34 protein-coding genes are annotated in these 23,376 nt (G+C 41.6%); 22 read left to right on the top strand and 12 right to left on the bottom strand.

Annotation, left to right across the window (positions count from 1 at the left end; genetic code table 11):
• Nucleotides 1-193: 193 nt before the first annotated feature.
• A complete protein-coding gene (locus ACFOZY_RS03395) occupies nucleotides 194-736 on the bottom strand; it encodes a CotY/CotZ family spore coat protein (protein ID WP_378152279.1) in 543 nt (180 codons plus the stop codon).
• 133 nt (nucleotides 737-869) lie between these two features.
• On the opposite strand from ACFOZY_RS03395, the gene ACFOZY_RS03390 reads away from it, so the two are divergent.
• From ACFOZY_RS03390 to ACFOZY_RS03360, 7 genes are all read left to right on the top strand, one after another.
• Nucleotides 870-1,271 carry a hypothetical protein gene (locus ACFOZY_RS03390; protein ID WP_378152277.1) on the top strand — a complete coding sequence of 134 codons (402 nt, stop codon included), beginning with the start codon at nucleotides 870-872 and terminating at the stop codon, nucleotides 1,269-1,271.
• On the top strand, nucleotides 1,271-1,726 hold the full coding sequence (gene spoVAC / locus ACFOZY_RS03385) for a stage V sporulation protein AC (protein WP_378152275.1): 456 nt from the start codon (nucleotides 1,271-1,273) through the stop codon (nucleotides 1,724-1,726). Before ACFOZY_RS03390 ends, spoVAC begins: the two co-directional genes overlap by 1 nt.
• On the top strand, nucleotides 1,720-2,730 hold the full coding sequence (locus tag ACFOZY_RS03380) for a stage V sporulation protein AD (protein WP_378152273.1): 1,011 nt from the start codon (nucleotides 1,720-1,722) through the stop codon (nucleotides 2,728-2,730). Before spoVAC ends, ACFOZY_RS03380 begins: the two co-directional genes overlap by 7 nt.
• Before the next feature lie 10 nt (nucleotides 2,731-2,740).
• A complete protein-coding gene (gene spoVAE / locus ACFOZY_RS03375; RefSeq protein WP_378152271.1) occupies nucleotides 2,741-3,103 on the top strand; it encodes a stage V sporulation protein AE in 363 nt (120 codons plus the stop codon).
• Between the two features lie 67 nt (nucleotides 3,104-3,170).
• On the top strand, nucleotides 3,171-3,323 hold the full coding sequence (yjcZ, locus tag ACFOZY_RS03370) for a sporulation protein YjcZ (protein WP_378152269.1): 153 nt from the start codon (nucleotides 3,171-3,173) through the stop codon (nucleotides 3,321-3,323).
• Nucleotides 3,324-3,339: 16 nt separating this feature from the next.
• On the top strand, nucleotides 3,340-3,597 hold the full coding sequence (locus tag ACFOZY_RS03365; protein WP_378152267.1) for a stage VI sporulation protein F: 258 nt from the start codon (nucleotides 3,340-3,342) through the stop codon (nucleotides 3,595-3,597).
• A gap of 59 nt (nucleotides 3,598-3,656) precedes the next feature.
• Nucleotides 3,657-3,947: a hypothetical protein gene (locus ACFOZY_RS03360; RefSeq protein ID WP_378152265.1), complete on the top strand. Its 291-nt coding sequence runs from the start codon at nucleotides 3,657-3,659 to the stop codon at nucleotides 3,945-3,947.
• Between the two features lie 34 nt (nucleotides 3,948-3,981).
• Here the strand turns inward: ACFOZY_RS03360 and ACFOZY_RS03355 are convergent, their stop codons facing one another.
• From ACFOZY_RS03355 to ACFOZY_RS03345, 3 genes are all read right to left on the bottom strand, one after another.
• The gene (locus ACFOZY_RS03355) at nucleotides 3,982-4,416 is read right to left on the bottom strand and encodes a GNAT family N-acetyltransferase (RefSeq protein WP_378152263.1); all 435 of its coding nucleotides are present in this window, start codon (nucleotides 4,414-4,416) and stop codon (nucleotides 3,982-3,984) included.
• 5 nt (nucleotides 4,417-4,421) lie between these two features.
• Complete coding sequence (locus ACFOZY_RS03350) at nucleotides 4,422-4,940, bottom strand: YjcG family protein (protein ID WP_378152261.1); 519 nt, start codon at nucleotides 4,938-4,940, stop codon at nucleotides 4,422-4,424.
• A gap of 84 nt (nucleotides 4,941-5,024) precedes the next feature.
• Entirely contained in the window at nucleotides 5,025-5,744 is a 720-nt protein-coding gene (locus ACFOZY_RS03345) for an alpha/beta hydrolase (protein WP_378152259.1), read from the bottom strand.
• 59 nt (nucleotides 5,745-5,803) lie between these two features.
• On the opposite strand from ACFOZY_RS03345, the gene ACFOZY_RS03340 reads away from it, so the two are divergent.
• From ACFOZY_RS03340 to ACFOZY_RS03325, 4 genes are all read left to right on the top strand, one after another.
• Complete coding sequence (locus tag ACFOZY_RS03340) at nucleotides 5,804-6,427, top strand: phosphatidylglycerophosphatase A family protein (RefSeq protein ID WP_465251154.1); 624 nt, start codon at nucleotides 5,804-5,806, stop codon at nucleotides 6,425-6,427.
• Nucleotides 6,428-6,555: 128 nt separating this feature from the next.
• Complete coding sequence (locus tag ACFOZY_RS03335; RefSeq protein ID WP_378152257.1) at nucleotides 6,556-7,539, top strand: TAXI family TRAP transporter solute-binding subunit; 984 nt, start codon at nucleotides 6,556-6,558, stop codon at nucleotides 7,537-7,539.
• A gap of 62 nt (nucleotides 7,540-7,601) precedes the next feature.
• The gene (locus ACFOZY_RS03330; protein WP_378152255.1) at nucleotides 7,602-8,111 is read left to right on the top strand and encodes a DUF1850 domain-containing protein; all 510 of its coding nucleotides are present in this window, start codon (nucleotides 7,602-7,604) and stop codon (nucleotides 8,109-8,111) included.
• Complete coding sequence (locus ACFOZY_RS03325; RefSeq protein WP_378152253.1) at nucleotides 8,104-10,119, top strand: TRAP transporter permease; 2,016 nt, start codon at nucleotides 8,104-8,106, stop codon at nucleotides 10,117-10,119. Before ACFOZY_RS03330 ends, ACFOZY_RS03325 begins: the two co-directional genes overlap by 8 nt.
• A 52-nt stretch (nucleotides 10,120-10,171) precedes the next feature.
• Here ACFOZY_RS03325 and ACFOZY_RS03320 read toward each other — a convergent pair whose 3' ends face one another.
• A complete protein-coding gene (locus ACFOZY_RS03320; RefSeq protein ID WP_378152251.1) occupies nucleotides 10,172-10,669 on the bottom strand; it encodes an amidase domain-containing protein in 498 nt (165 codons plus the stop codon).
• 145 nt (nucleotides 10,670-10,814) lie between these two features.
• Here ACFOZY_RS03320 and ACFOZY_RS03315 point away from each other — a divergent pair, with 145 nt between their 5' ends.
• Together ACFOZY_RS03315 and ACFOZY_RS03310 are read left to right on the top strand one after the other, a co-directional pair.
• A complete protein-coding gene (locus tag ACFOZY_RS03315; protein ID WP_378152249.1) occupies nucleotides 10,815-11,036 on the top strand; it encodes a hypothetical protein in 222 nt (73 codons plus the stop codon).
• Complete coding sequence (locus tag ACFOZY_RS03310) at nucleotides 11,036-11,161, top strand: hypothetical protein (RefSeq protein WP_378152247.1); 126 nt, start codon at nucleotides 11,036-11,038, stop codon at nucleotides 11,159-11,161. Before ACFOZY_RS03315 ends, ACFOZY_RS03310 begins: the two co-directional genes overlap by 1 nt.
• Before the next feature lie 54 nt (nucleotides 11,162-11,215).
• Here the strand turns inward: ACFOZY_RS03310 and pdxR are convergent, their stop codons facing one another.
• Nucleotides 11,216-12,610, bottom strand: coding sequence for a MocR-like pyridoxine biosynthesis transcription factor PdxR (gene pdxR, locus ACFOZY_RS03305; RefSeq protein ID WP_378152245.1), 1,395 nt, complete (start codon nucleotides 12,608-12,610; stop codon nucleotides 11,216-11,218).
• Nucleotides 12,611-12,738: 128 nt separating this feature from the next.
• Between pdxR and pdxS the strand changes: the two genes are divergently transcribed.
• Nucleotides 12,739-13,617, top strand: a complete 879-nt coding sequence (gene pdxS, locus ACFOZY_RS03300) for a pyridoxal 5'-phosphate synthase lyase subunit PdxS (RefSeq protein WP_378152565.1) — start codon at nucleotides 12,739-12,741, stop codon at nucleotides 13,615-13,617.
• A 1-nt stretch (nucleotide 13,618) separates the two neighbouring features.
• A complete protein-coding gene (gene pdxT, locus ACFOZY_RS03295; protein WP_378152563.1) occupies nucleotides 13,619-14,197 on the top strand; it encodes a pyridoxal 5'-phosphate synthase glutaminase subunit PdxT in 579 nt (192 codons plus the stop codon).
• A gap of 50 nt (nucleotides 14,198-14,247) precedes the next feature.
• On the opposite strand, the gene pabB is transcribed toward pdxT, so the two are convergent.
• Nucleotides 14,248-15,987 carry an aminodeoxychorismate synthase component I gene (pabB, locus tag ACFOZY_RS03290; protein ID WP_378152243.1) on the bottom strand — a complete coding sequence of 580 codons (1,740 nt, stop codon included), beginning with the start codon at nucleotides 15,985-15,987 and terminating at the stop codon, nucleotides 14,248-14,250.
• Nucleotides 15,984-16,550, bottom strand: coding sequence for an anthranilate synthase component II (locus ACFOZY_RS03285; RefSeq protein WP_378152241.1), 567 nt, complete (start codon nucleotides 16,548-16,550; stop codon nucleotides 15,984-15,986). Before ACFOZY_RS03285 ends, pabB begins: the two co-directional genes overlap by 4 nt.
• A 149-nt stretch (nucleotides 16,551-16,699) precedes the next feature.
• On the opposite strand from ACFOZY_RS03285, the gene ACFOZY_RS03280 reads away from it, so the two are divergent.
• Nucleotides 16,700-17,518 (top strand): N-acetylmuramoyl-L-alanine amidase, encoded by an 819-nt coding sequence (locus ACFOZY_RS03280; RefSeq protein ID WP_378152239.1) that lies wholly within the window; start codon nucleotides 16,700-16,702, stop codon nucleotides 17,516-17,518.
• Between the two features lie 57 nt (nucleotides 17,519-17,575).
• On the opposite strand, the gene ACFOZY_RS03275 is transcribed toward ACFOZY_RS03280, so the two are convergent.
• The 3 genes from ACFOZY_RS03275 to ACFOZY_RS03265 all read right to left on the bottom strand — a co-directional run bounded on the left by ACFOZY_RS03275 (nucleotide 17,576) and on the right by ACFOZY_RS03265 (nucleotide 20,294).
• The gene (locus tag ACFOZY_RS03275) at nucleotides 17,576-19,624 is read right to left on the bottom strand and encodes a catalase (protein WP_378152237.1); all 2,049 of its coding nucleotides are present in this window, start codon (nucleotides 19,622-19,624) and stop codon (nucleotides 17,576-17,578) included.
• Between the two features lie 141 nt (nucleotides 19,625-19,765).
• A complete protein-coding gene (locus ACFOZY_RS03270) occupies nucleotides 19,766-19,972 on the bottom strand; it encodes a hypothetical protein (protein WP_378152235.1) in 207 nt (68 codons plus the stop codon).
• A 139-nt stretch (nucleotides 19,973-20,111) separates the two neighbouring features.
• The gene (locus tag ACFOZY_RS03265) at nucleotides 20,112-20,294 is read right to left on the bottom strand and encodes a hypothetical protein (RefSeq protein ID WP_378152233.1); all 183 of its coding nucleotides are present in this window, start codon (nucleotides 20,292-20,294) and stop codon (nucleotides 20,112-20,114) included.
• A 193-nt stretch (nucleotides 20,295-20,487) separates the two neighbouring features.
• Here ACFOZY_RS03265 and ACFOZY_RS03260 point away from each other — a divergent pair, with 193 nt between their 5' ends.
• Nucleotides 20,488-21,171: a hypothetical protein gene (locus tag ACFOZY_RS03260; RefSeq protein WP_378152231.1), complete on the top strand. Its 684-nt coding sequence runs from the start codon at nucleotides 20,488-20,490 to the stop codon at nucleotides 21,169-21,171.
• A gap of 1 nt (nucleotide 21,172) precedes the next feature.
• Nucleotides 21,173-21,688, top strand: coding sequence for a hypothetical protein (locus ACFOZY_RS03255; RefSeq protein ID WP_378152229.1), 516 nt, complete (start codon nucleotides 21,173-21,175; stop codon nucleotides 21,686-21,688).
• Nucleotides 21,689-21,820: 132 nt separating this feature from the next.
• Here ACFOZY_RS03255 and ACFOZY_RS03250 read toward each other — a convergent pair whose 3' ends face one another.
• Nucleotides 21,821-21,943: a hypothetical protein gene (locus ACFOZY_RS03250; protein WP_378152227.1), complete on the bottom strand. Its 123-nt coding sequence runs from the start codon at nucleotides 21,941-21,943 to the stop codon at nucleotides 21,821-21,823.
• Nucleotides 21,944-22,058: 115 nt separating this feature from the next.
• Between ACFOZY_RS03250 and ACFOZY_RS03245 the strand changes: the two genes are divergently transcribed.
• The 4 genes from ACFOZY_RS03245 to ACFOZY_RS03230 all read left to right on the top strand — a co-directional run bounded on the left by ACFOZY_RS03245 (nucleotide 22,059) and on the right by ACFOZY_RS03230 (nucleotide 23,300).
• Nucleotides 22,059-22,358 (top strand): hypothetical protein, encoded by a 300-nt coding sequence (locus tag ACFOZY_RS03245; RefSeq protein WP_378152225.1) that lies wholly within the window; start codon nucleotides 22,059-22,061, stop codon nucleotides 22,356-22,358.
• A gap of 94 nt (nucleotides 22,359-22,452) precedes the next feature.
• Entirely contained in the window at nucleotides 22,453-22,812 is a 360-nt protein-coding gene (locus ACFOZY_RS03240; protein WP_378152223.1) for a hypothetical protein, read from the top strand.
• Between the two features lies 1 nt (nucleotide 22,813).
• Entirely contained in the window at nucleotides 22,814-23,071 is a 258-nt protein-coding gene (locus tag ACFOZY_RS03235) for a phage holin (RefSeq protein WP_378152221.1), read from the top strand.
• 1 nt (nucleotide 23,072) lies between these two features.
• A complete protein-coding gene (locus ACFOZY_RS03230; RefSeq protein WP_378152219.1) occupies nucleotides 23,073-23,300 on the top strand; it encodes a hypothetical protein in 228 nt (75 codons plus the stop codon).
• The last annotated feature ends 76 nt before the right edge of the window (nucleotides 23,301-23,376 follow it).

The raw sequence follows: 23,376 nt of genomic DNA, 5'->3' as shown, positions 1-23,376 counted from the left end.
TAGGAATGCAAAAGCGAGATATAGACCGAAGACTTTTCCTACCCCCAAAAGTTTCGGCGGGGAACGGCAAAAAATTCATCAGCAGCTGCAAAACCACAAAACAAATCATCTCGTCCGACTCCACATTAAAACCCTATAAAAAATCCGTCCGGTTGATTCCGGACGGAAGGACACTGTATTGTTGTAAAGATTATTAGTCACAAATTCCTAAAAATACGTCTGCGATACACTCTACTGCACAGAAGCAGTCAAGATCTACTGTAATACAGCTGCCAGTTGCATCCCAATCGACTACTTTACAGATTTTGCTTAGATCGATTTGTGATTTGTTGTGTTCATTTAGTAAGTTCACTTCGTTTCCATGACGATCACGTGGTTCAAGTACACGCAATGTTGCGCAGCAACGTCCGAAGATGTCTTCGACTCTGAAAAATACTGACCAGCAATCATTGTCGCAGCGATCACGGTCTCTGTAAAAAGCTTTAAATGGTGAGCCATCTTTTGTCAAAAGCATGAACACGCGCGTGTCTGCTGGTGTGTTAGCTGGGATAGTGAGGTTTCCAAGCGGAGTGTTAAAGCAGCTTGTAGGACATGGACCACATTCATCTTCAAATGCGTCCTGAATGTCTTTGATTGCACGGACGACGTCACATACGCAGCGGCCGTCGATGATTGTTCCGCCAACTGTGTCATTAGTTGTGCTTTCAACCACATTATCATTTCTTCCGCATCCCATTATTAATTCACCTCCTCACCATCAAATTCTCTATAACTTATGTTCATGTTCGAATCTTTTCAGGGCGGATGCACATGTGAGCGAATAATGTTATTCCGTTGTTTCATACTAAGAAAAAAATAGGAGTCGTAGCATGAAAAGTTTACTGATAATGGTGATGCTAACTGTCATTCTTTCCGCCTGCTCGAATGATGGAGCGTTTAACATCAAATCGGCGGAAAATGCAGAATTACAGAGAGATGAACTTCTGACTATTTTAAAGAGCGAAGACCGATTGTCCGATGCGGTTGGCTACATCATAGACGGGCATCTGGTTGCTGCAGGAAAGGTGAAACAATTTTCGAAGTTCAATAAAGCAAAAATCGAAGCCGAGCTCCAAAAAGAAATTGAACAAGCTTTTCCAGAACATAAAGTCATTTTTTCCACCGACTTAAAGATCTTCTGGGAAATTGAAGAATTGAAAGAAAGCGATTCAGAAAAGAAGATGCGCAAAAGACTCCAAGAAATTCAATCGCTCTCGAAGGAGGAGACATAATGGATCAAAACTTATACAAATCGATTGAGCAGTCGACGAGTCCTAAACGTCCCTTATTAAAGAATGTCATTGCAGCATTTGTGACAGGGGGGATCATCTGTACAATCGGACAGGCAATCCAGTTTTTCTACATGCGCTTCTTCGACTTTACAGAAAGGACAGCCAGCAATCCTACCGTTGCAACGATGGTTTTTTTGGCTATGTTGTTGACTGGCTTTGGTAAATACCGGAAAATTGCGCAATTTGGTGGGGCAGGTTCCGCAGTGCCGGTGACAGGCTTTGGAAATGCCATGATTTCTGCCGCAATAGAACATCGGACAGAAGGGCTTGTTTTAGGTGTCGGTGGGAACATTTTCAAGCTTGCTGGTTCAGTAATTGTTTTCGGTGTCTTTTCCGCTTTTGTTGTAGCACTTATTAAAACACTCTTAGTGAAGGCTGGGATTGTATCGTGGTAGGAAAAGGTACTGTTCAGTTCATGACGAAACCGATTATTGCTGCAACAGGTGTTACAGCAGGCCCTTTAGAGAAAAGAAAAAGTTCCTTTTCGGAGTATTTCGATAAGACCTATGATGACGAAAGGCTGGATCTCCAATCGAACGAGCAAGGTCATACGCAGTTAATCTCAGATGCTTGTGAGATCGCGATGAACAAAGTCGGTGCAGCAATCGGAGAAGCTGATTTTCTGATTTGTGGTGATTTGGTCAATCAGATGACCCCATCCAATTTTGCGGCAAGACAACTATTTGCTCCATTCATCGGGGCTTTTTCTGCTTGTGCAACATCCGTTTCCTCACTTGTCATTGCTGGTTTACTTACGGAAGTAGGAATGTCTCACTATGCTTTGGCAGGAGCGGCGAGCCAACATAATGCCGTTGAACGGCAATTCCGCTATCCGATCGAATATGGAACTCAAAAACCGCCCACTTCTCAATGGACGGTCACGGCCGCTGGTTTTGCCGTTGTCAGTCCTTTCAAAGAAGGGTATCCGTATCTTCACCGGGCCACAATCGGGCGCGTCATTGACTACAAATTGACCGACCCACTCAATATGGGAGCTGCGATGGCCCCTGCCGCGTTCGATACACTAAAGCGCCATTTGGAAGCGAATGAAGGGAAAGACATTAAATATGACCTCATTATGACAGGCGATTTAGGGAAAGTCGGTTCTGCTTTACTTATGGAAATGGTGAAACAGGAAGAACTCTTGACACATCCGAATATGTACTTGAAAGATGCCGGAAAGGAATTTTATGGTGATGAACCAGGTGTCATTGCTGGAGCAAGTGGTGCGGGATGTTCGGCAGCGGCGTATTTCAGTGAAGTCTATACAAAATTAATGAATAAAACGTATAAACGGGTTCTCCTAATTGCAACTGGGGCACTGCTGTCTCCACTATCCTTCCAGCAGGGAGAGACAATCCCTTGTATCGCACATGCCATTGAATTGATTTCAGAATGAGGTGAGGAATATGTTTAGTTCATTTGTCGTAGCATTTATTGTCGGGGGTCTCATTTGTGTAGTCGGTCAACTATTATTTGATGTAGCTAAACTGACACCTGGCCATACATTAAGCTTATTGGTAGTTGTTGGTTCAGTTTTAGACGGCTTTGGATTGTATGAACCGCTTATCGATTTTGCTGGAGCTGGTGCGAGCGTTCCCATCACTTCATTTGGGAATTCTTTAACCCATGGAGCTTTACAGGAAGCTGAAAAACATGGCTTAATCGGGGTGTTGACCGGGATGTTCGAAGTGACAAGTTCTGGGATCAGCGCCGCTATTCTTTTTGGATTCATTGGTGCTTTGATTTTCCGCCCGAAGGGCCGTATATAGGTAAATTACCCGCCTCTGATTTTCCCGTCCTGCATACAATAGGTGGAACGGGAAAGGAGGAGAGAGTATGTACGGTTGCAATTGCGGCTGCGGAGGATATCCCGGCGGATTTGGTGGATACGGATATAATTATGGCTGTTATCCTGGGCGCTCCTCTTTTATACTCATCGTCGTACTATTCATCCTGTTAATTATTGTTGGGAAGAGTTATACGTGTTGAGAGGAGGGGGTAGTCAATGAGCGAATCATTCTTCGATAAGATTGAAAGCAAAACGGGTGTGTCTATGAATGAAATCTTTGCTCTGGCGAATGCAATCCAGCATGCAGATTTCACGGATGAGAATGAAGTCCGGAAAATCGTGAAAAAGGTAGGGAAATTGGCGAAGAGAGATGTATCCAAGCAACTGGAAGATGATATTGTCAATTCCATCATTAAAAAAGGACATTCACTGGATGTTTCTCAAATACAATCGATGATTAATCGAGGAAAATAAGTTTGGTCGAGTGTAAATGCGGGAATAGGGTGAAAAAACGTGTATGTGGAGGAAGAGACATGGGATATATATTGCCAATACAGCCAAACCAATCCGGTTTATATGCCGGCCGTACAACTATGGATCGTTACGATTATGCAAATGTTCATAGAGTTGTCCCGGTTAAGCCGAAGTCTCTTTTTGAGGAAGAGCTCGAAGAGAAGCTTCACGAAAATGATCGATTGATTGTAGATAACTATCGAATGCCATCCATTGATCGGGCTGAAAACACTCCTATCCAACATGCGGCCTTAGCCCAAGAAATTTCACTCGTTGTAGGTAAGGGATTGCAAATTAATACGTATGTATAACAAAAAAGGATCTGTCGTCGGACAGATCCTTTTCTCATTTCAAAGATACTTGCTTTTCCATCGCACGATGGGGAATTCCGGCATCCATGAATTCGGGAGATGTAATTTCATAATTTAACTTCTGATAAAAAGGGATAGCATGAGTTTGTGCATTCAGTTTGATTTTCTCAAAGCCAACCTCTGCTGCATACCGTTCCATTTCTTTCATCATTAAATTTCCAATGTGTTTCCCTCGATATTCAGGAATCACACAGACACGTTCGACCTTACCAATTTTCAAGTCTGTTTCCCGTAGTCTTCCCGCAGCTATCGGTTTGTCATCATCATAAGCGATGAAGTGCGTAGCTGTCCGATCGAGTTCGTCAAGTTCCAAGTGTAAAGGTACCCCTTGCTCCTCTACGAACACTCTTCGGCGGATGGAAAAAGCATTTTCTCTGTCTGTTGCATTTTCAACTACACGAACGAACAAAGGGATTATGCCTCCCCTGCTAAACGGAAAGTCTCATAAACCGTCCAGGATCCGTCCTCCAATTGGTAAAGCAAGTGGATACGGTCAATCGTTTCTTCATGAGAAGTGTTGCCCATTTTAATTTGCCCTAAAATGTCGTCATGTTCACCTGACGAAAGTTTTTGGGCAATCGTAATATGGGGAACAAATGAATACTCCGGCTGTTCACCAAAGAAACTTTCATTATTCAATGCCTCATGAAGACTTAATAATTCATCGTTTGATTCTACTTTGAAGTAGATGGTATTCGTAATCGGAGCAAATGAGCTCACTTTCGTCAAATTCAAATGGAACGGGCGAGATTTTCTTGCGATTTCAGCCACTTCTTTTGCAACGGTTTCGATTTCCTTATCATTTGCTTCAAACACACCTTTTAGTGTCATGTGAGGCGTGATGCGTGAATAATGAGGGTCATAACGTTTCCGATATGAATTCGCCAAGTCTTGAAGTGTTTTTGAAGGAAAAGCAACAATTCCGTATTTCATGGTAAAGACCTCCTTTTATTCTCAAAAGTCCTTTTCAAATTAATTATATCAAAAACTGTAGAAGTTCAACGATGTTAAACACTCTTATATCCCGAATTTCATTTTCATAACCCTTTTTAAATCAGGTTGCCAGAATTTCCACGAGTGATTCCCGTTAAATTCGTCATAGAAGTAGTCAAATCCTCTTTCTTTGAAGATTTTATTTAATTCTCGGTTTGGTTGAAGAAAATCTGTTACCTCTCCTGTCGTCATTTTCACTTCATCTTCTTTGAGTCCGATGATGTGATAGACCGAAAATGCTTTTGGATCTGTCTGGCGGGCTATCTCAAGTATACGCTGATCCACGTATGGGGACATCAAAATCGATTTTCCGAAAATGTTTGGATATTTCGCAGCGGTCATAAAGGAAATAGTCGCCGCAAGGGAATCGCCGATCAGTGCACGTCCATTGCCCACTTGGTAGGTAGGATAGTTCTCATCCAAATAGGGAACAAGTTCATGAGCTAAGAACCTCATATAAGCGTTCGTGCGTTCACCGGAGGGGTGATAGATCTCATGTCGTTCTCTAACGCTTTTATAAGGAACACCGACAACGATGACGTTCTCGATTTCTCCTTCTTCCAAAAGCCCGTCAACTACTCTCGGAATTCTGCCAAGCTGAAAGAAGTCTTTGCCATCCGATGCAATAAGTATGGAATATTTGTATAAAGGAGAGTAGTTTTGGGGCAAATAGATGAGTAATTGCCTTTCTTCTCCTAATTCCTTGCTATATAAAGTGATATCATGTACGGTTCCCGTTTTCATGTCCGCACCTCCGGAAGTGAATGTACCAAAATTGTATCATATACTGTAAGGAAGGTATAATGATGTTACTAATTTCAGGTAGGAACGGAGTTGGGTTTATGTATAATGAGAATCTGCGTGTACATTCGAAAGTGGTGACTGAAGCAACCAAAAATGCGTTGAAGCGCAGGGGAGTTTCGCTTGAAGATATCGCAAAAATCGTTTATGAAATGCAAGTGCCTTATAACGACGGGCTGACAATGGATCACTGTGTTGAATCCGTTGAAAGTGTACTGAAGAAACGGGAAATGCAACACGCCATTTTAGTTGGTGTTGAGCTTGATGAGTTAGCAGAAAAAAATCTTTTGTCCGAACCGCTGCAACAAATCGTCACTGCCGATGAAGGCCTCTTTGGTGTTGATGAAACGATTGCTTTAGGTGCAGTATTTACCTACGGAAGTATTGCCGTTACAACATTCGGGCATTTGGACAAAAATAAGATCGGTATTATTAATGAATTGGATACTGAGCCCGGAATCGGCAAAATTAACACATTCTTAGATGATTTAGTAGCAAGTGTTGCTGCATGTGCGGCTTCGAGGCTCGCTCACCGAACACGTGACTTGGAGGAAGCTGGAGAGACTTTTAATGAACTTCCTCCCGAAGAAACTGCACCGGAAAACAATATTGAAGGTGCAAAGTAAGATTAGAAATAAACGCCAGCCATCCACGGCTGGTTTTTATTTTTTCAAATTTGAAACTGAACTATGGTTCATGTTATTATACTAAAGTAATAGTTTCTTATATTCTGTTAAATAAAGGGGAGAAAAAAATGAAAAAGAACTTTTTTAAGCTTACAGCGATTCTAAGTGTCTTAGCCTTATTTGTTCTTGCTGCTTGTGGAAGCGGTTCCAATAATGGGAGCGGTGACAAGGAAGTTGAATTCCTAAGTATTTTAACTGGTGGAACAACCGGTACGTATTATCCACTTGGCGGGATGTTTGCACAATTGATCGAGGATGAAACAGGGATTTCTACTACACCTGAAAGTTCCCAAGCATCTGCAGCGAACATGACCGGTCTTAAAGACGGAAAAGCTGAAATTGCTTTCGTACAGACGGATATCGCGTATTATGCAGCTAATGGAGAGTTAATGTTCGAAGGCGACAAAATCGACATGGTCTCTGCAATCGGTGCATTGTATCCGGAAACTGTGCAATTAGTTACAACTGCAAAATCCGGAATCAAAACGTTTGAAGATTTAAAAGGCAAGAAAGTATCTGTCGGAGCACCTGGATCAGGGACATACGCAAATGCTGAACAATTACTTGAAATTCATGGCTTATCAATTAAAGATGACATCAAAGCTCAAAACCTTGACTTCGGTGAGTCACAAGAAAGCCTTCAATCCGGTCAAATCGATGCTGCCTTTATCACTGCCGGTACACCAACTGCAGCAGTTGAAACGTTAAATGCGACGACAGAGGTTGTCATTGTACCTGTTGAGGATGCGAAAGCTGATGAATTGATCAAAAAGTATCCTTACTATGCAAAAGAAGTTGTTCCTAAAGGAACTTATGGATTAGAAGAGGACGTACCGACAGTTTCTGTTGGGGCAATGCTTGTTGTCCAAAACGACCTTCCTAAAGACGTGGTATACAAAATTACGAAGGCGATTTATGAAGGCGCAGGTTCTTTGACACACCCTAAAGGGAAATTCATTAAAACAGAAACGGGCTTGAATGGTATTGGAATACCTGTACACCCGGGTGCAAAGAAATTCTTCGATGAAAACGGTGTAAAAGCTGAACAGTAAAATTTTGTGACGATGGAGTCATGCTCCATCGTCATTCCTATTAAAATGAAGGGGTGAGGGATTTGAAGATTAAACGAATCCTGCTGATCCCGATAATTCTTGCGATTTGTACCGCTTTTCTTTTTATGCCTTTTAAGAATAGTCTCGTATTCTACGAAAGCCGTACATCGAATCTGGTTGCATACCTTCCACTCAACAAGGACCAACATTTTCAAATCCGCTATACGCACTCCATCCATCTATCTGATGTGATCGAAACTTATGATGTAACAAACAATCAATTTATCCTTCAATCATTAGAATATGAGGACTTTGCAATCGGAATGCCGAGTGGGGCCGAAGAAGGGGAGACATTCAGGGAAGAGAACGGAAAGTACTACATAGAGAATATGAATCGTAAAATGTCCGATTTCACACTATTTGTCGGAGATATTGATCGTGATCTGGCACTAAATTATGAAAATCGGGAATATGACTTAAAACAATTTTTGACGAGGGGCGAGTCATATCGGTTTGAACCGGATCGCCTTTCTCTTTTTCAGTTATTGAAAGGAGTGAATATGAGTGGCTAAAAAAGATCAATCGAATGAAATCGAACAAATTGAGCAGCTATCAGATGAACAACAGATGGAAATCCTGCAGAAATATGATCCGGAGTCCAATACTCGGGACGTAGCGGGAATCGTAAAAAAAGTTGTCTTCTTTGGATTATTGGCATTTTCACTTTTCCAACTATATACGGCTATTTTCGGACAGTTCACGGCATATATCCAGCGTTCTGTTCACTTAGGATTCGCTCTTGCTTTAATTTTCCTCTTATTTCCTCTACGGAAAAAGGGCCCGAAAAAAAACAATGTGCCATTTTACGACTGGATTTTAGCCTTATTATCGGTGGCCGTAGGTCTGTACTGGCCAATCATGTACGAGAGCCTCGTTATGCAAATTGGAAATGTTGAACCGCTGGATCTAATTATCGGTATACTCGCAGTGCTTTTAACACTGGAAGCTTCCCGGCGTGCAGTCGGTTTACCGATTACGATCATTGCGAGTTTATTTTTACTTTACGCTTTCTTTGGCCGTGAGTTCCCGGGATTCCTACAACACCGTGGTCAGGACTTGGAAAGTATCGTACAACTTATGTTCTATACAACTGATGGAATTTTAGGTACACCAATTAGTGTGTCCGCGACTTTCATCTTCGTATTCCTATTGTTCGGAGCTTTCCTCGTGAAAACAGGGGTTGGACAATACTTCAATGACCTTGCGGTAACCATTGCGGGCAAAGCGATAGGAGGGCCAGCGAAAGTTGCGATTTTCTCCAGTGCCTTGCAAGGAACGATTTCAGGAAGTTCCGTTGCCAACGTTGTAACATCGGGATCATATACAATTCCGATGATGAAAAAGTTAGGATACAAAAAAGAATTTGCAGGGGCAGTGGAAGCCTCTGCCTCGACGGGTGGTCAAATAATGCCGCCGATCATGGGAGCGGCAGCGTTCCTAATGATTGAATTCATCGATGGTGTAGAGTATTGGGATATAGCGAAAGCTGCAGCAATCCCGGCGCTTCTTTACTTTACAGGTATTTGGATCATGACCCACTTTGAAGCGAAGCGTTTAGGTCTTAGGGGAGTTCCAAAAGAGGAAATGCCAAATAAGAAGGAAGTATTTAAAAAGCTCTATTTGCTTCTGCCGATTTTTGCAATAATCTTCCTGTTAATGTCCGGCGTTCCAACTATGATGTCTGCATTATTAGGGATTGTTCTGACAATTATTGTTAGTGCATTTGATAAGAGCACACGATTAGGTTTCCGCGATATTATCGAAGCATTAGTAGATGGTGCCCGTTCAGCATTACCGGTAGCAGTTGCAACTGCAGCAGCAGGAATCATCGTTGGAGTTGTTGTGAAAACGGGACTTGGGTTAAGTCTGGCAAATGGATTAATCGACGTGTCGAATGGCAGCATCTTATTGACGCTATTCTTTACGATGATTGCTTCATTAGTGCTTGGAATGGGTTCTCCGACAACGGCAAACTATGTTATCACATCAACGATTGCTGCGCCTGCCATCATTACTCTGCTCATGCTTAATGAGCCAGCTGGGGCCGCTGTACCGTTAGTCATTGCCTTATCTGCTCACCTATTCGTGTTCTATTTCGGAATTATCGCCGATATTACACCGCCGGTTGCGTTGGCAGCCATGGCAGCATCAGCTGTTTCAGGAGGCGACCCGATTAAGACTGGTGTCAATTCATCCAAGTTGGCAATCGCAGCCTTCATCATTCCGTATATGTTTGTTCTATCACCAGAATTGCTGATGATCGATACGACTGTACCTGAAGTGTTATGGGTACTATTCACAGCCATATCCGGAATGATTGCAATAGGAGCGGGTATGATCGGTTATTGGTACCGGAAAGTTACTTGGATTGAACGGATACTCGCATTAGCAGCGGGTCTGATGCTGATCTATCCGGAAGGAATCTCTGACACTGTCGGTTTAATTTTATTTGTTGCTCTATTAGCTCTTCAAATTCTTACCCGAAACAAAGAGAAGAAGATTGAAGTGAAAACAGCTTAATATGACAAACAAAAAGTTCGTATTCCAATCGTGGAGTACGAACTTTTTCTTGTTACGTAAACTGATCATTTATGTGGAAAAAGAGGTACTTGATGTTCGGTGTGTATGCTCCTGAATTTTTGTATTCCCAATTTCGATATCGGCTGTTATTCGTATGGGCATTGACAAGGGGGAGGCCATCCTGCGATTTTGCCGTGACTATGGTGGAATGGTCCCAACGTCCATCTCCTTGGAAATCGTAAAATATCAAATCTCCTAACTGTAGTTGTTCTGGACTTGATACTTGAGTAGCGGTCAACCCTTTTTTGGATCCTCCGAGATACCAGCGCAAAGAATGGGGTGATGCCCAGCTATAACTCCAATTGTTTCCACGGACCCACCAGCCGTTTTGCTTATTCGGATACCCTCTCATCGGAGCGCCCCCGGCATGCAGACATTGGGAAATATAATTCGTGCAATCATCATTACTGAATATTGGGTACGCCGGATTATTACTGTTCCACCAACGGTGCGCATATTGGACAGCAGCCGCGCGGTTGTAAGTAGCCATTGCTTCTCCTCCTCTCTTACTGAACATATGCAAACATTATGGATGTCCATGTTTTACCTGATCAAAAATAGGGTTAAGTTGTTTCTTTTCTGCATAGAATAAAGTAAAATAAGAACAAATGTTCTTTTAGGAGAGGGCGAGAATCGTGAGAGAGCAATTAATCAAAGCTATGAAAGTTAGCAAGGTTTTAGAAATTGTGTATCAGGCGAAGGACGGTTCAATCAGCCAACGTAACATACGCGTGTTAAGTATAAAAGGAGATGCTGTCTTTGCTTATTGTTACTTGCGTAATAAGAAACGGATCTTCCACATTGAGCAGTTGCTCGCGGCTTTTCCGGTAAGAACCAGGCAAAGAAGAATCGGTTAATGGCGAATAAACCCATAAACCATGGTCTTCTCGGTGTCGGTGCATGGCAACTGGTTATCCATTTCGCTCAATCGGCTGCATTGACCGAGTACTTCTTTAACGTACGGAATAAAGAAAGGAGCTAAGTTCACACATGGAACTTAGCTCCTTTTCGAATTCTGTATCACTTTATTTGTGAACTATCTTTCCCAACTCTTGAGCAGCAACGGGATAGCTTCCTCTAATTTTTCTTCAGGAATGCCTGCAAAGCCGAAAATGATTTTCGGGGTCGAATACTGTACATCTTTAAAAGAATAGTAGGAAAGCGGATATATCTTTAATTCAAACGCAGCTGCCCGTTGGACAAGTTCGTTTTCATCCATTCCATTTTTCACATCCAATACGATATGAAGACCAGACCGTTCACCAATGATTTGGATCCAATCATAGGGCCTGAAAATTTCCTCGACTTTCTCCAATTTCCGGCGATAGATTTTCCTCATGCGGTTCAAGTGCCGTTCAAAGTCTCCATTCGCCATAAATTCTGCTAAAACATGTTGGTCAATCCTTGACACAGTAGAGTGATAAAACGACAACTTCTCCTGATATTTACTAAGTAACTGTTTAGGGAGCACCATATAGCTGATCCGAATGGAAGGTGCCAATGACTTAGAGAAAGAACCTAAATAGATGACCTTGCCACCTTGGTCCATACTCTGAAGGGAAGGAATGGATTTGCCACTATACCGGAATTCACTATCATAATCATCTTCAATAATATATCGGTCGTGAGTACTTGCCGCCCAATTCAGCAACTTTGTACGACGATTTACCGGCAGTACGGTACCGAACGGAAAATGACGCGCCGGAGTGACATACACAACATTCATATCTGCCTCCGAAAAGAGCTCGATATCGATTCCCTCATCGTCAACTTTCAAGGGCACGACCTCGTTCGGATAACTTTTGAGAATCTGCTGAATGAGATGATATCCAGGATCTTCAACACCGTATACAGTTTCATTTTTGAATAAAAGAATGAGCTGATGCAGTAATGTTTCGGCTCCTGCTCCGATCACAATTTGTTCTGGTAAACAATGGACACCCCGCGCTTCGTACAGATAATGACTGATTTCTGACCGTAATCGTTGTTCACCTTGAGGGTGACCGAGAAGCAATAATTCGTGATGTTGTACATCAAGCAAGTCTTTCATATATTTGCGCCATTTTTGGAATGGAAAGTGGAGGGAGTCGATTCGAGTCGGATGGAAATCGAAAAGCACCTTTTCTTCAGCAACAAAGTTTGCCGTCATGCGCTTATCTTCTGTCATGACATATTCCAAATCCTCGAACTTTAAAACAAAGTATCCTTTCTTCGGAATAACTTCTACATAGCCTTCTGCAACTAACTGGTCGTATGCCGATTCAACTGTATTTAAGCTGATATGAAGAAAATCTGACAGCTTTCGCTTGGAAGGAAGTTTCGTTTGATCAGGAATTCTTCCTTCTATAATTTCACTTTTGATGAACTGATAAAGTTGTTCATATAACGGTAATTCACTTGAACGGTCCAAGTTGCATGACAACATGTCCATACGCTTTCTCTCCTTATCTGACCCCTTTAATCTGTTTGAATCTGACACTTTCTATGGGTTCAGTTGATTTCTATACTAAGTTATATAGAAGTCAATTGCAATTTAGGGAGGAAATGAAGATGACTAAAATGTTAGGTACAGAAACAGTTAAAAGAGGGATGGCCCATATGCAAAAAGGCGGCGTCATTATGGACGTCATCAATGCTGAGCAGGCGAAAATTGCGGAAGCGGCTGGTGCAGTGGCAGTTATGGCATTAGAACGGGTTCCTTCTGATATACGTGCAGCGGGCGGTGTAGCAAGAATGGCCGATCCTCGTATTGTCGAGGAAGTCATGAATGCTGTCTCAATCCCGGTCATGGCGAAAGCACGGATCGGCCATATTGTTGAAGCTCGTGTGCTTGAAGCGATGGGAGTAGATTACATCGATGAAAGTGAAGTACTGACACCAGCGGATGAAGAATTCCATTTGCTGAAGAGTGATTTTACAGTTCCATTCGTTTGCGGTTGCCGTGATTTGGGTGAAGCAGCGAGACGGATCGGGGAAGGGGCTTCCATGCTTCGGACCAAGGGGGAACCGGGTACAGGTAATATCGTAGAAGCCGTACGCCATATGCGTAAAGTGAATGCTCAAGTACGCAAGGTTGTACATATGAACGACGATGAGCTAATGACTGAAGCGAAGCTATTAGGAGCTCCTTTTGAGGTGTTAAAGGAAATCCGAAAAGAAGGAAAGCTTCCTGTTGTTAACTTTGCCGCTGGCGGAGTAGCCACTCCAGCTGATGCAGCCCTTATGATGGAACTTGGTGCTGATGGCGTGTTTGTCGGTTCTGGAATTTTCAAATCCGAAAGCCCTGAGAAGTTTGCGAGCGCCATCGTTCAAGCTACGACATATTACACTGATTATGAATTGATCGGCCGTTTATCAAAAGAGCTCGGCAGCCCGATGAAAGGGATCGAGATTTCCAAACTTTCATCTGCAGAGCGTATGCAGGAGCGTGGCTGGTAATATGACTGTCATCGGTGTCTTAGGACTTCAAGGGGCCGTAGGGGAGCATCTAAAACAACTCCAGTCGTGCGGTGTGGATGCAGTAGTTGTCAAAAAGGCTGAACAGCTACAGGATATTGATGGTTTAATCATCCCTGGAGGAGAAAGTACAGCTATCCGTAATTTGATGGACCGCTACGGTTTTGTTGAACCTTTAAAAAGCTTTGAACAACCTATTTTCGGTACATGTGCGGGAATGGTATTATTAGCAAATGAATTGAGCGGTACAGAAGAATCGCACCTTCAACGGATTAATATCCGAGTGAAGCGGAATGCATCCGGCAGACAGAAGGACAGTTTTGAGGCTGCTCTTGAGGTGAAGGGATTGGAAGAACCTTATCATGCAGTGTTCATCCGAGCTCCTTACGTAGAGGAGACAGGAGATGGGGTAGAAGTGCTTGCCACTTATGATGGTCAAGTGGTTGCTGCAAAAGAAGGCAACATCCTCGTCAGTGCTTTTCACCCTGAATTGACGGATGATCATCGATTCCTCCAACTGTTCATTGATATGGTAAATAGTTCAAAGTTAACAGTAGTTTAAAAGAATGGGAAAACGCTTGGATAGACAGTAGATCCAAGCGTTTTTCTATGTCATTTTTTCAATTTTACTTCAAGCCAACGGCGGACGCTGTTGATGAACCAAATTTTCGTCGAGCGATTCAAGTCGGAAATTGATAGTACTTTTTCCTTAATAACTTCATCATTCAATAAAGAATTGCGAAATGTTCCAGGTAGCAACCCGCTTCGGACCGGGGGGGTAAATAAATCCCCGTCTATTTCCAACACGATATTCCCGTTACAGAATTCGGTCAGTTCATGATTTTTATTCCAAAGTAGTGTATCGAATACGTCTTGCTTCTGAAGTTTTAGCTCACTGTAAATTTTCCGGTTCGTCGTTTTATTGTATAGGAAAGGGTTTTGCCGATTGACTGGTTTCTCAGCAAGGCCAATGAGAATCGGAGTCTCGATTTGTGTGATTTGCTGAGCTTCTATTTCAACGTCTCCGCTTTTATTCAGCAGCAGCCGAACTTTAAAAGAACCCACAGGATGATTACTTGAACACTCGTCCAATGTCTCCATGATTTTTTTATGAGGAAATTCGAAATTAAAGTAATGTGCGGATTTTTTCATCCTTTGCAGATGTTCAGTTAAAAGAAAATAAGCACCATCTTCTAATAGAATACTTTCTAAGATTTCAAAATCCGGTCTCTCCGTTTTAAGAAAACTTGCCTTCGCCAATACTTCCTCATATTCGTCCTCCGCGGTAGAGTCCCACGTGATGCCACCGCCAACGCCATATGTCGCTTTTCCTGTCTTTTGCACAATCATCATCGTTCGGATCGGCACATTGAAAACCGCTTCTTTTTCAGGTGTTATGAATCCGATGGTTCCACAGTAAACTTCCCGAGGCGCAGTTTCAAGACCTGCAATCACATCCATTGTACTGATTTTAGGTGCTCCGGTAATGGAACCGCAAGGGAATAGGGCCTTGAAAATATCAACGATTGTTTTATCGGATGAAATCTCTGCTTCAATAGTAGATGTCATTTGAAGAACTGTCGGATACTTTTCAATCTTAAACAACTCTGTTACCTTCACTGAACCAGCTTCTGCAATCATACCTAAATCATTGCGGAGCAAATCGACAATCATGACATTTTCTGACCGGTTCTTCTCCGAATGGTTAAGCCACTCACGGTTTGCTTCATCTTCTTCGTAGTAAAGGCCCCTTTTCAACGTTCCCTTCATGGGCTTTGTTTTTATATGATTGCCTTTCAAATGAAAGAATAATTCTGGAGAAGCAGATAGAATGCTATGTTCTCCAGTATTAACATACGAGCAATAATTGGACGCTTGAGCACGTTTCATCTTTGTGAATAACGACAGATCGTCGCCTTCAAAGTCCGCAGTCAAACGGATAGTGTAATTCGTTTGATACGTTATGCCCAATTCAATTGCATCCCGAATCGCTTGAATGGACGCGGCATATTCTTCATGACTCACATTAGGTGTCCATTCTGAAAGGGTATAATGCCTTGCTCTTTCTAATTTGCGATATTCCGGCTCCTCAAAGATTCCGAACCAAAGTAGAGGCATAGTCGGGGACTCGTGAACCTTAAAAGCAGATTCAAAGGCAGGTGCACTCTCGTAGGATAAGAAACCGGCAGCATAATAGCCTTTCTCCACTGCTGTTTCAATTTCACGCAGAGCAGGGATGACTTCCTCAATTCGAATCGCCTGAATGATTGTAATCGGATTCGTGAAGGTCATCGGAACCAGTTGGCCATCATGGTTCACATACTCAAAAGAGCAGGTAAAAGTGTTGCTCATGTACGTACCCCCTCAAAGAAATTCCGTAACATTTCCATGCCATATTCGGTCAGTATCGCTTCAGGATGGAATTGTACAGCTTCCAATTTATATTTCGTATGTCGTATGCCCATGATTTCACCTTTTCCTGTCCTTGCCGTAATTGTAAGGCAAGCAGGGAGTTCATCGATGACTAACGAGTGGTATCTCGCAACATTTAACGGTGATGGCAAATTCGAAAAAACCCCTAAACCGTCATGAGAAATCGTCGAAACTTTACCATGCATCGGCTGCACCGCTTTTCGTACTACGCCTCCAAATGCCTGTCCAATGACCTGCTGGCCAAGACAAACGCCTAAAATGGGAATTTCCTTATATAGTTGACGTACAACATCCAAACAAACTCCTGCTGAGTCAGGATTGCCTGGTCCCGGAGACAACAAAATTGAATCTGCTTTCAACTTTCGGATCTCTTCTATCGTAATTTCATCATTCCGTGCAATCGTCAATTCTTCACCGAGTTCTTTTAAATATTGGACAAGGTTAAAGGTGAACGAATCATAGTTATCGATGACTAATATCATTCGGAATCTCCATTTCTTAAATCTATGATTAGTTTACATGCAACGAAGGCAGGCGACAATTGATTTCCCAGCATTTGCGTCTTTTATCAGCTATATAATGAATATACTATTGTACGCTTTGAGTCTATTTAAAGGAGGGAGGAGATAGAATGACAAAAATCGCTTACGATGCTGGACATGGAATGAGTACAAGTGGTAAACGGACGCCTGATGGGGAGCGGGAATGGATGTTCAACAACAAAGTTGCCATAGCGTTTGCGGACAAACTAAAGCAATATGAAAACGTTGAGCTCTTAAGATTGGATGATCCCAGCGGAAATCGGGATGTGCCATTATCGGAGCGGACGGACAAGGCGAATGCATGGGGAGCGGATGTGCTGATCAGCTTTCATCATAATGCGTTAGCTGGAAGTTGGGGGACACATTCAGGGATTGAAACGTATACGCATCCCCAATCTTCTGCTGCATCCAAGGAAATTCAACGTCTCATCCACCCAAGAATTGCTCTGGCCATGGGTCTCAAAGATCGGGAAATGAAAGAAGCAAACTTCCATATGTTGAGAGAGTCGAATATGCCATCTGTACTAATAGAAGGTGGTTTCATGGATTCAACGATCGACATTCAGGCGTTACGAAATGACGCAAAACTAAAGGCTCAAGGGGAAGTGGCTGCACAAGCATTAGTGAATCTTTTCTTCTTAAAACCGAAAAATGTTTCAACCACAACTTCGCTCTATCGAGTATTTACCGGGACATTTAACAGCAGCCGGTCTTTAGCAGATGCAATTGAGATGGCAAGAAGAGAATTCACATGGGTCTTTTATGAACGTGCAGAATCACTTGATTTCAACCCTACTTACCGGATTTTTACCGGAACTTTTAAAACAAAAGCTGCGGCTGAGGAGGCAAAAGTTAAACTTCAACAAAAATTTGGATGGATAACTTATATTCGTGAAGAGGTCATATAGATATGGTGATTAAAACGAAACGGGCACCGCATCTAATAATTGCGGTGCCCAATACTATTAATATCCCATCCTGTCCCAATGCCTGTATTCAGCAATCGAATCAAGGAATTTGTTAGTAAACTCCGGAAGGTCATGAGCTAAAACGACTCCGGGTTCCTCATTTGTAAAACGGTCAATGACAGTTGCCCAATTAGAGGAGATTCCGATGGTTTTGTAGTGTTTGTATGTTTCTTCTATGAAGTACAACACTTGTTGCCTAAACATTTCAGGTTGCTCTGCGTCTCCTCCGACTACATACAGCCCATCATAGAGGACTGGATTTGTCGTTGAGAAGGTTTGTTCAATCTCAAGCTTGCTGCCGTCAACACTTTCTACCATTCCCTGCATTTCACCAATGATTTCCGGCTGTACTTTAGCTGCTTTCAAGGCATTTAAGACCTTGTCGACTTCTCCTGAATTATAGCCATTCCCGACGATGACGCCAACTTTGCGTGTCTCTGGGCTTTTCTTCGTATTGGATTGGCTTAGTGCAGGAGAAGACATCGTAACGTTCACTTGTGTCGAACTCGGCGGTTTGACACCGATCTTCTTGGCAACCGAGGTAGCCATTTCCGTATCCACATTACCAAACATTTCTACGACTTGTTGGCGAACATCTTTACTTTTACACTTGCCTAATTCAAAACTGAAGGCATCGATAATATGTTTTTTCTCTGCTTCACTCATGCTATTATAAAATAGTTTTGCTTGGGAGAAGAAATCATTGAAACTCTCACTGCGTGCACGTACTTTTCTGCCTTCCACCTTTTCTTCATAGTGGACATAACCTCCCTCTTCAGGGTTCGCTGGAGAAGGTGTATTGCCTGCAAGTGAGTTTTGGTGATAGCTGACTTGTCCTACATTGATCGTTTGTCTTCCGTACCCATCCCGTTGGTTATTATGGAACGGGCAGACAGGACGGTTGATCGGCAATTCATGGAAGTTTGGTCCGCCTAAACGAATCAGTTGAGTATCCGTATATGAGAAAAGTCTTCCTTGTAATAGTGGATCATTCGTAAAGTCGATACCAGGAACGACATGACCAGGGTGGAACGCCACTTGTTCGATTTCTGCAAAGACATTATCAACATTTCGGTTCAATGTCATCTTGCCGATCAGTTTTACAGGGACGATTTCCTCTGGCCATATCTTTGTAGGGTCCAATACATCGAAGTCAAATTTAAATTCCTCTTCTTCTGGAAGGATTTGCACTCCTAACTCATATTCCGGGAAATTCCCTTTATCAATATTTTCCCATAAATCTCTCCGGAGAAAGTCAGGGTCATTTCCTGATATCTTTTGCGCTTCATCCCAGACCAAGGAATGGACACCTATAACCGGTTTCCAATGGAACTTAATGAAATGAGCCCGTCCTTCTTCATTTACAAACCGGAATGTATGTACTCCGAAACCTTCCATCATCCGGAAACTTCGAGGGATGGCGCGGTCTGACAAATGCCACATAATCATATGAGCGGTCTCTTGATTATTCGCAACGAAATCCCAAAATGTATCATGTGCTGAAGCGGCCTGTGGCATCTCATTATGAGGTTCTGGCTTCACTGCATGAATTAGATCAGGAAACTTAATCGCGTCTTGTATAAAGAAAACTGGTATATTATTTCCGACCAAATCAAAATTTCCTTCTTCAGTATAAAATTTAGTGGCAAATCCACGAACATCACGGACGGTCTCAGCCGAACCGCGGGAACCCGCTACTGTAGAAAACCGAACGAATACAGGAGTCTTAGAGCCTGGTTCTTGTAAAAATTTCGCCTTAGTGAATGGAGCCATGGATTCGTATAATTCAAAATGGCCATGTGCTGCAAAGCCCCTCGCATGAACTACTCGTTCGGGAATACGTTCGTGGTCAAAATGCGTCATCTTTTCACGGAAGTGAAAGTCTTCCATTAAAGTTGGTCCGCGGACACCGGCCTTTAAGGAATGTTCATCCTCAGAAACACGAAGACCTTGATTGGTCGTCAGCTTTTCCCCTTGATCATCCGCACGATACTGCTCCAATTGCTTGTCTTTACTTGCTTCATTCACATTGAAATTCTCCGTCACTACAGCTACCTCCTTTAGTTAAGTTCTTTCACCTCTACCCTTAAAAAATTTAGTGAAACGAGAAAATATGGTTTTCAAATAAACCTTGTGAAAGTTTTTTGATACATAAAAAAAACGCCGGTGAGGGCGTTTCCTTTTTCATTATTGGTATGTTTCAATGTAATCGTCGTTGTCTTTACCTGTTAATTTCTTAGTAGCATTTTTAGTAGCATCTACCGATTTCATTGCTACGTTTTCTGTCGCTTCCAAAGCATTATGAACTGTTTCAAAGGCTGAGCCAGCTGTTTTTTTGATGCTCTCCGCAACTGATTGATCATTTTGTTGGTTTTGATTGTTTTGATTCACCATGAAGTTTCACCTCCTAAACAGGGATAGGATATGTAGTAAGTACTTCTTTATCCCGAAAACGTAATAAATTTCATTTAAATAAAAGGGAGCTGTCTCCGATATCACTCTTCATGATTTTGGGACAGTTCCCTTTGTTCCACTATTCTTTTTTAACGTAGTTTCCATCCTCACGTGCCTTTTCAATCATTGGGGAAGTAGAATTATTATACTCATCTTTACCAGAGGAAGAAGCTTCTTTTAAAGGATCTCCATAGGCTGTCCAAGTAGAGGGATCGGTCTTTTTTTCATTATTGCTTTCATTAGGATTCAAGTTTTGAGTCATTTGTGAAGAACCTCCTATGTGAATAATAGATACATTATGCGCTTTAATAAAATATCTTCTTCTTAAAAAAGGATTTTCAAGCTATTGCTCGAATAAAGATAATATTAGGTTTTTCAGTTTTCTCAATCATATGACTCTTGATAATATTTGGTAGGATAGTATTATTAAGATAGTCATATAAGGGGGAAATAAAATGGGAAATCAGCTGGATAGGACAGATATAAGGTTGGTAAGGGCTTTATCACAAGTAATTTATGACCGTTCTTTTCTATTTGATGACTTAAAACAAATCAATTACATTTCTAAAGGGTTAAAAGGTTTCTTTGGTCAAATTCAAAAAGACGAACAAAACGGTTCACTTATTTTACTACAGCCAGATGGGAGTTCAGTAGCTATTGTTAACGCAGAAAGTACTTCACTGGATATGCAAGATCCAATCCTATTTGATTTTGAAAACCTTTCAAAGTTAGTGATGGACCAGGTTTCTTCTAACTTGGATGTTGAAGAATATATCCGTATGGGAACAAGATTATTTTTTGGGAAAATAGTAGATTCGATTGCTGAGGGACAAGAACTATTAAGCGAAAAGTTCTTTAAACGGTTTCAGGGTTCCTTCCAAAAAGCAATTAATAATCCCACTTTAGCTTTTACACTACAACAAGGTGACGACTATTATATAAATGTTAATCTTCGAACTGAAATGAACGGTCAAATTTCTATTTCTTCAACAGGGGCTGAACATAAGCAGGACGCATATATCCTTATCGATATTGATGTTTTTACAAATCGATCAGAAAGTTACGGATCATTCGTAGAAAAATCAAATAAGATAGCCGTAGAGACATTAGACCAAATGTTAGGTTTATTGGAGGGATAATGTGGAAAGTATGCTATTAAAAGAAGAACAAACTATTCCGCCAGTAAGATATGATAAAGCAGCCAAGAATTTAGATTCTACAAAAAGCGCTATCCCAAGCTCAAAAGTGGTTCAATTTATTAATAAAGAACCATCTATTTCTGTAACTGGAGAGAAATTACCCGAGATTGATGATTTGATTTATCATTTGAGAGCAGCAACTAACCTTACAAATAAAATTACTCGAACAGTAAAGTCAACGGAATCAGTTGCATATGATATTTCAACTATGAAATTAGAGGGAAAGATAAAGGAGGCAGAAACAGCAATGAAAAAGAAATACCAAACAAATTTAATTTATTATAAGTACTATACTGCTGTTTGGTCTTTTTGTGCTTTACTACTTGGGGTGTTCGTTACCGCAGGTATTTCTGGCTCCATTGGTCCCTTTTCATCAGTTACAGGTGCAATCTTTTCTATTGCAGGTATTATTTCCGCATTTATTGACATGAAGGACCGGGTAGACAAATATGTATAGTAGTAGCATCATGTTCGCTAATCTTGATCCTATGTCTAATGTGGCGAGTGAAACAGTTAGAAATGCACGATTAAGCAAAGCCCAGTGGTTTATTGTGGTTATTTACATGTGCATGTTAACCTTTATTTTTGCTTATTCATTTACACCGTCAATGAGTTCCCTTGTACCTTTAACTCCAACAGACATTAGAATCGCTTTTTGGATTGGTACTATAATGGCGGTATTATTGGTGATTCTATTTAGTTTACCTGACATTATTAAGAAGTTTAAGAACATATAATAAAAGCATGCTCATCTGAGTATGCTTTTATATTTGAAAAAGGATTCCTTCCACTTTTATCGAATAATGGATGAAAGAGGAGGGAGCTAAATGACTATTGAGTATCAGATTGAAGTTGAATATGTAGAAAGCGGGAACAGAGCTCATTTATCTTTTGCTTTCAATGACGCGGAAACGAGAAACAAAGTTTATAAAGAATTGTGCGAAGTGTTTGCAGAAGATATCGTTGATATGGATTATCTCAGAGAAAATGATTCCATAATTGTTTCCACTTATAATTACAACAGGAATTCCAGAGATGAAATGGCCCAAATGATACCGATGATTTTCTTTAAATTTGATGCATTAAACGGAATACGGGCAACCATTACGGAAAAAGTGAATTCTTAAATACTTTATAGAGCATCCACAACGGGTGCTCTTTTATTTTTCAATCTAAATGGGTTTGGGGGTTGCGAGGATGCCAGAAGGAGGTCCTACATCAATGTTTGATACAGTCAAACAGCATGGGGAAGACATAGAAAAACTGAAGGAAGCTGACAGGCGGCATGATGAACGATTGAAACAATTGGAGACGAATGCCTTAAAGTTAGAAAATACGGTCATGCAAGAAAACCGTGATACTCGCTCGACCATGGTACAGCAAACTGAAAAGCTTTTCTCCATTGTCGACAAAGCGATGGGTTATCAGTCAGATGAAGCAAAACACAAACATGAACAACGGATGGCAAAAATCAACGCCTCGACGAATGTGATTCTTAAATTATTGCTGGGGTTTACAACTGCAGGGGGAACTGGCTATATAATCATTCAACACTTAATAGACAAATTTGGAGGGAATTAATATGAAAATAAATTGGAAAGTACGTTTTCAGCATGGACCATTCTTAATTGCATTGTTTTCATTAGTGTTGCTACTTGCTCAGCAGGTAGCTTCTTTATTTAGTTTGGATTTTACAGTTTACAGTGAGCAAGCTACCGACATTTTCAATACTGTCCTTGCTATTCTGGTCGCTTTCGGCGTTGTATCTGATCCGACTACAACAGGAGTTACCGATAGTAAGCAGGCGAGACAATATGAAAAGCCTAATGGGGTGAAGTGATATGGTCAAACTAATCGATATCCGGAGCAAAACACAACGAACAAATGGCACCCGGCCGCTGAGTCAAATCACTCATATTGCTCGTCATCATTCTGCTACGAAGGATGGTGATTTCTTCACATTTTGGCGTACATGGAATGGCCAGAAAAAATGGGGCACTGGTGGGTACCATGAAATTATCATGCGTGATGGATCCATTCAACTTGATAAAGTCCATATAATTGTGTAAAAGTGAATGAGCCACCTTGGTTCCTGGGTAAATGTTAAGTGCGACCAAAACATTAGGAGGAATCAAGTATGGCTCA

Source organism: Chungangia koreensis (assembly GCF_042651785.1).
Taxonomy (GTDB): Bacteria; Bacillota; Bacilli; order Bacillales_A; family Planococcaceae; genus Chungangia; species Chungangia koreensis.
Note: the sequence above shows the minus strand (reverse complement) of the source record. Positions and strands in the feature narration are given on the sequence as shown.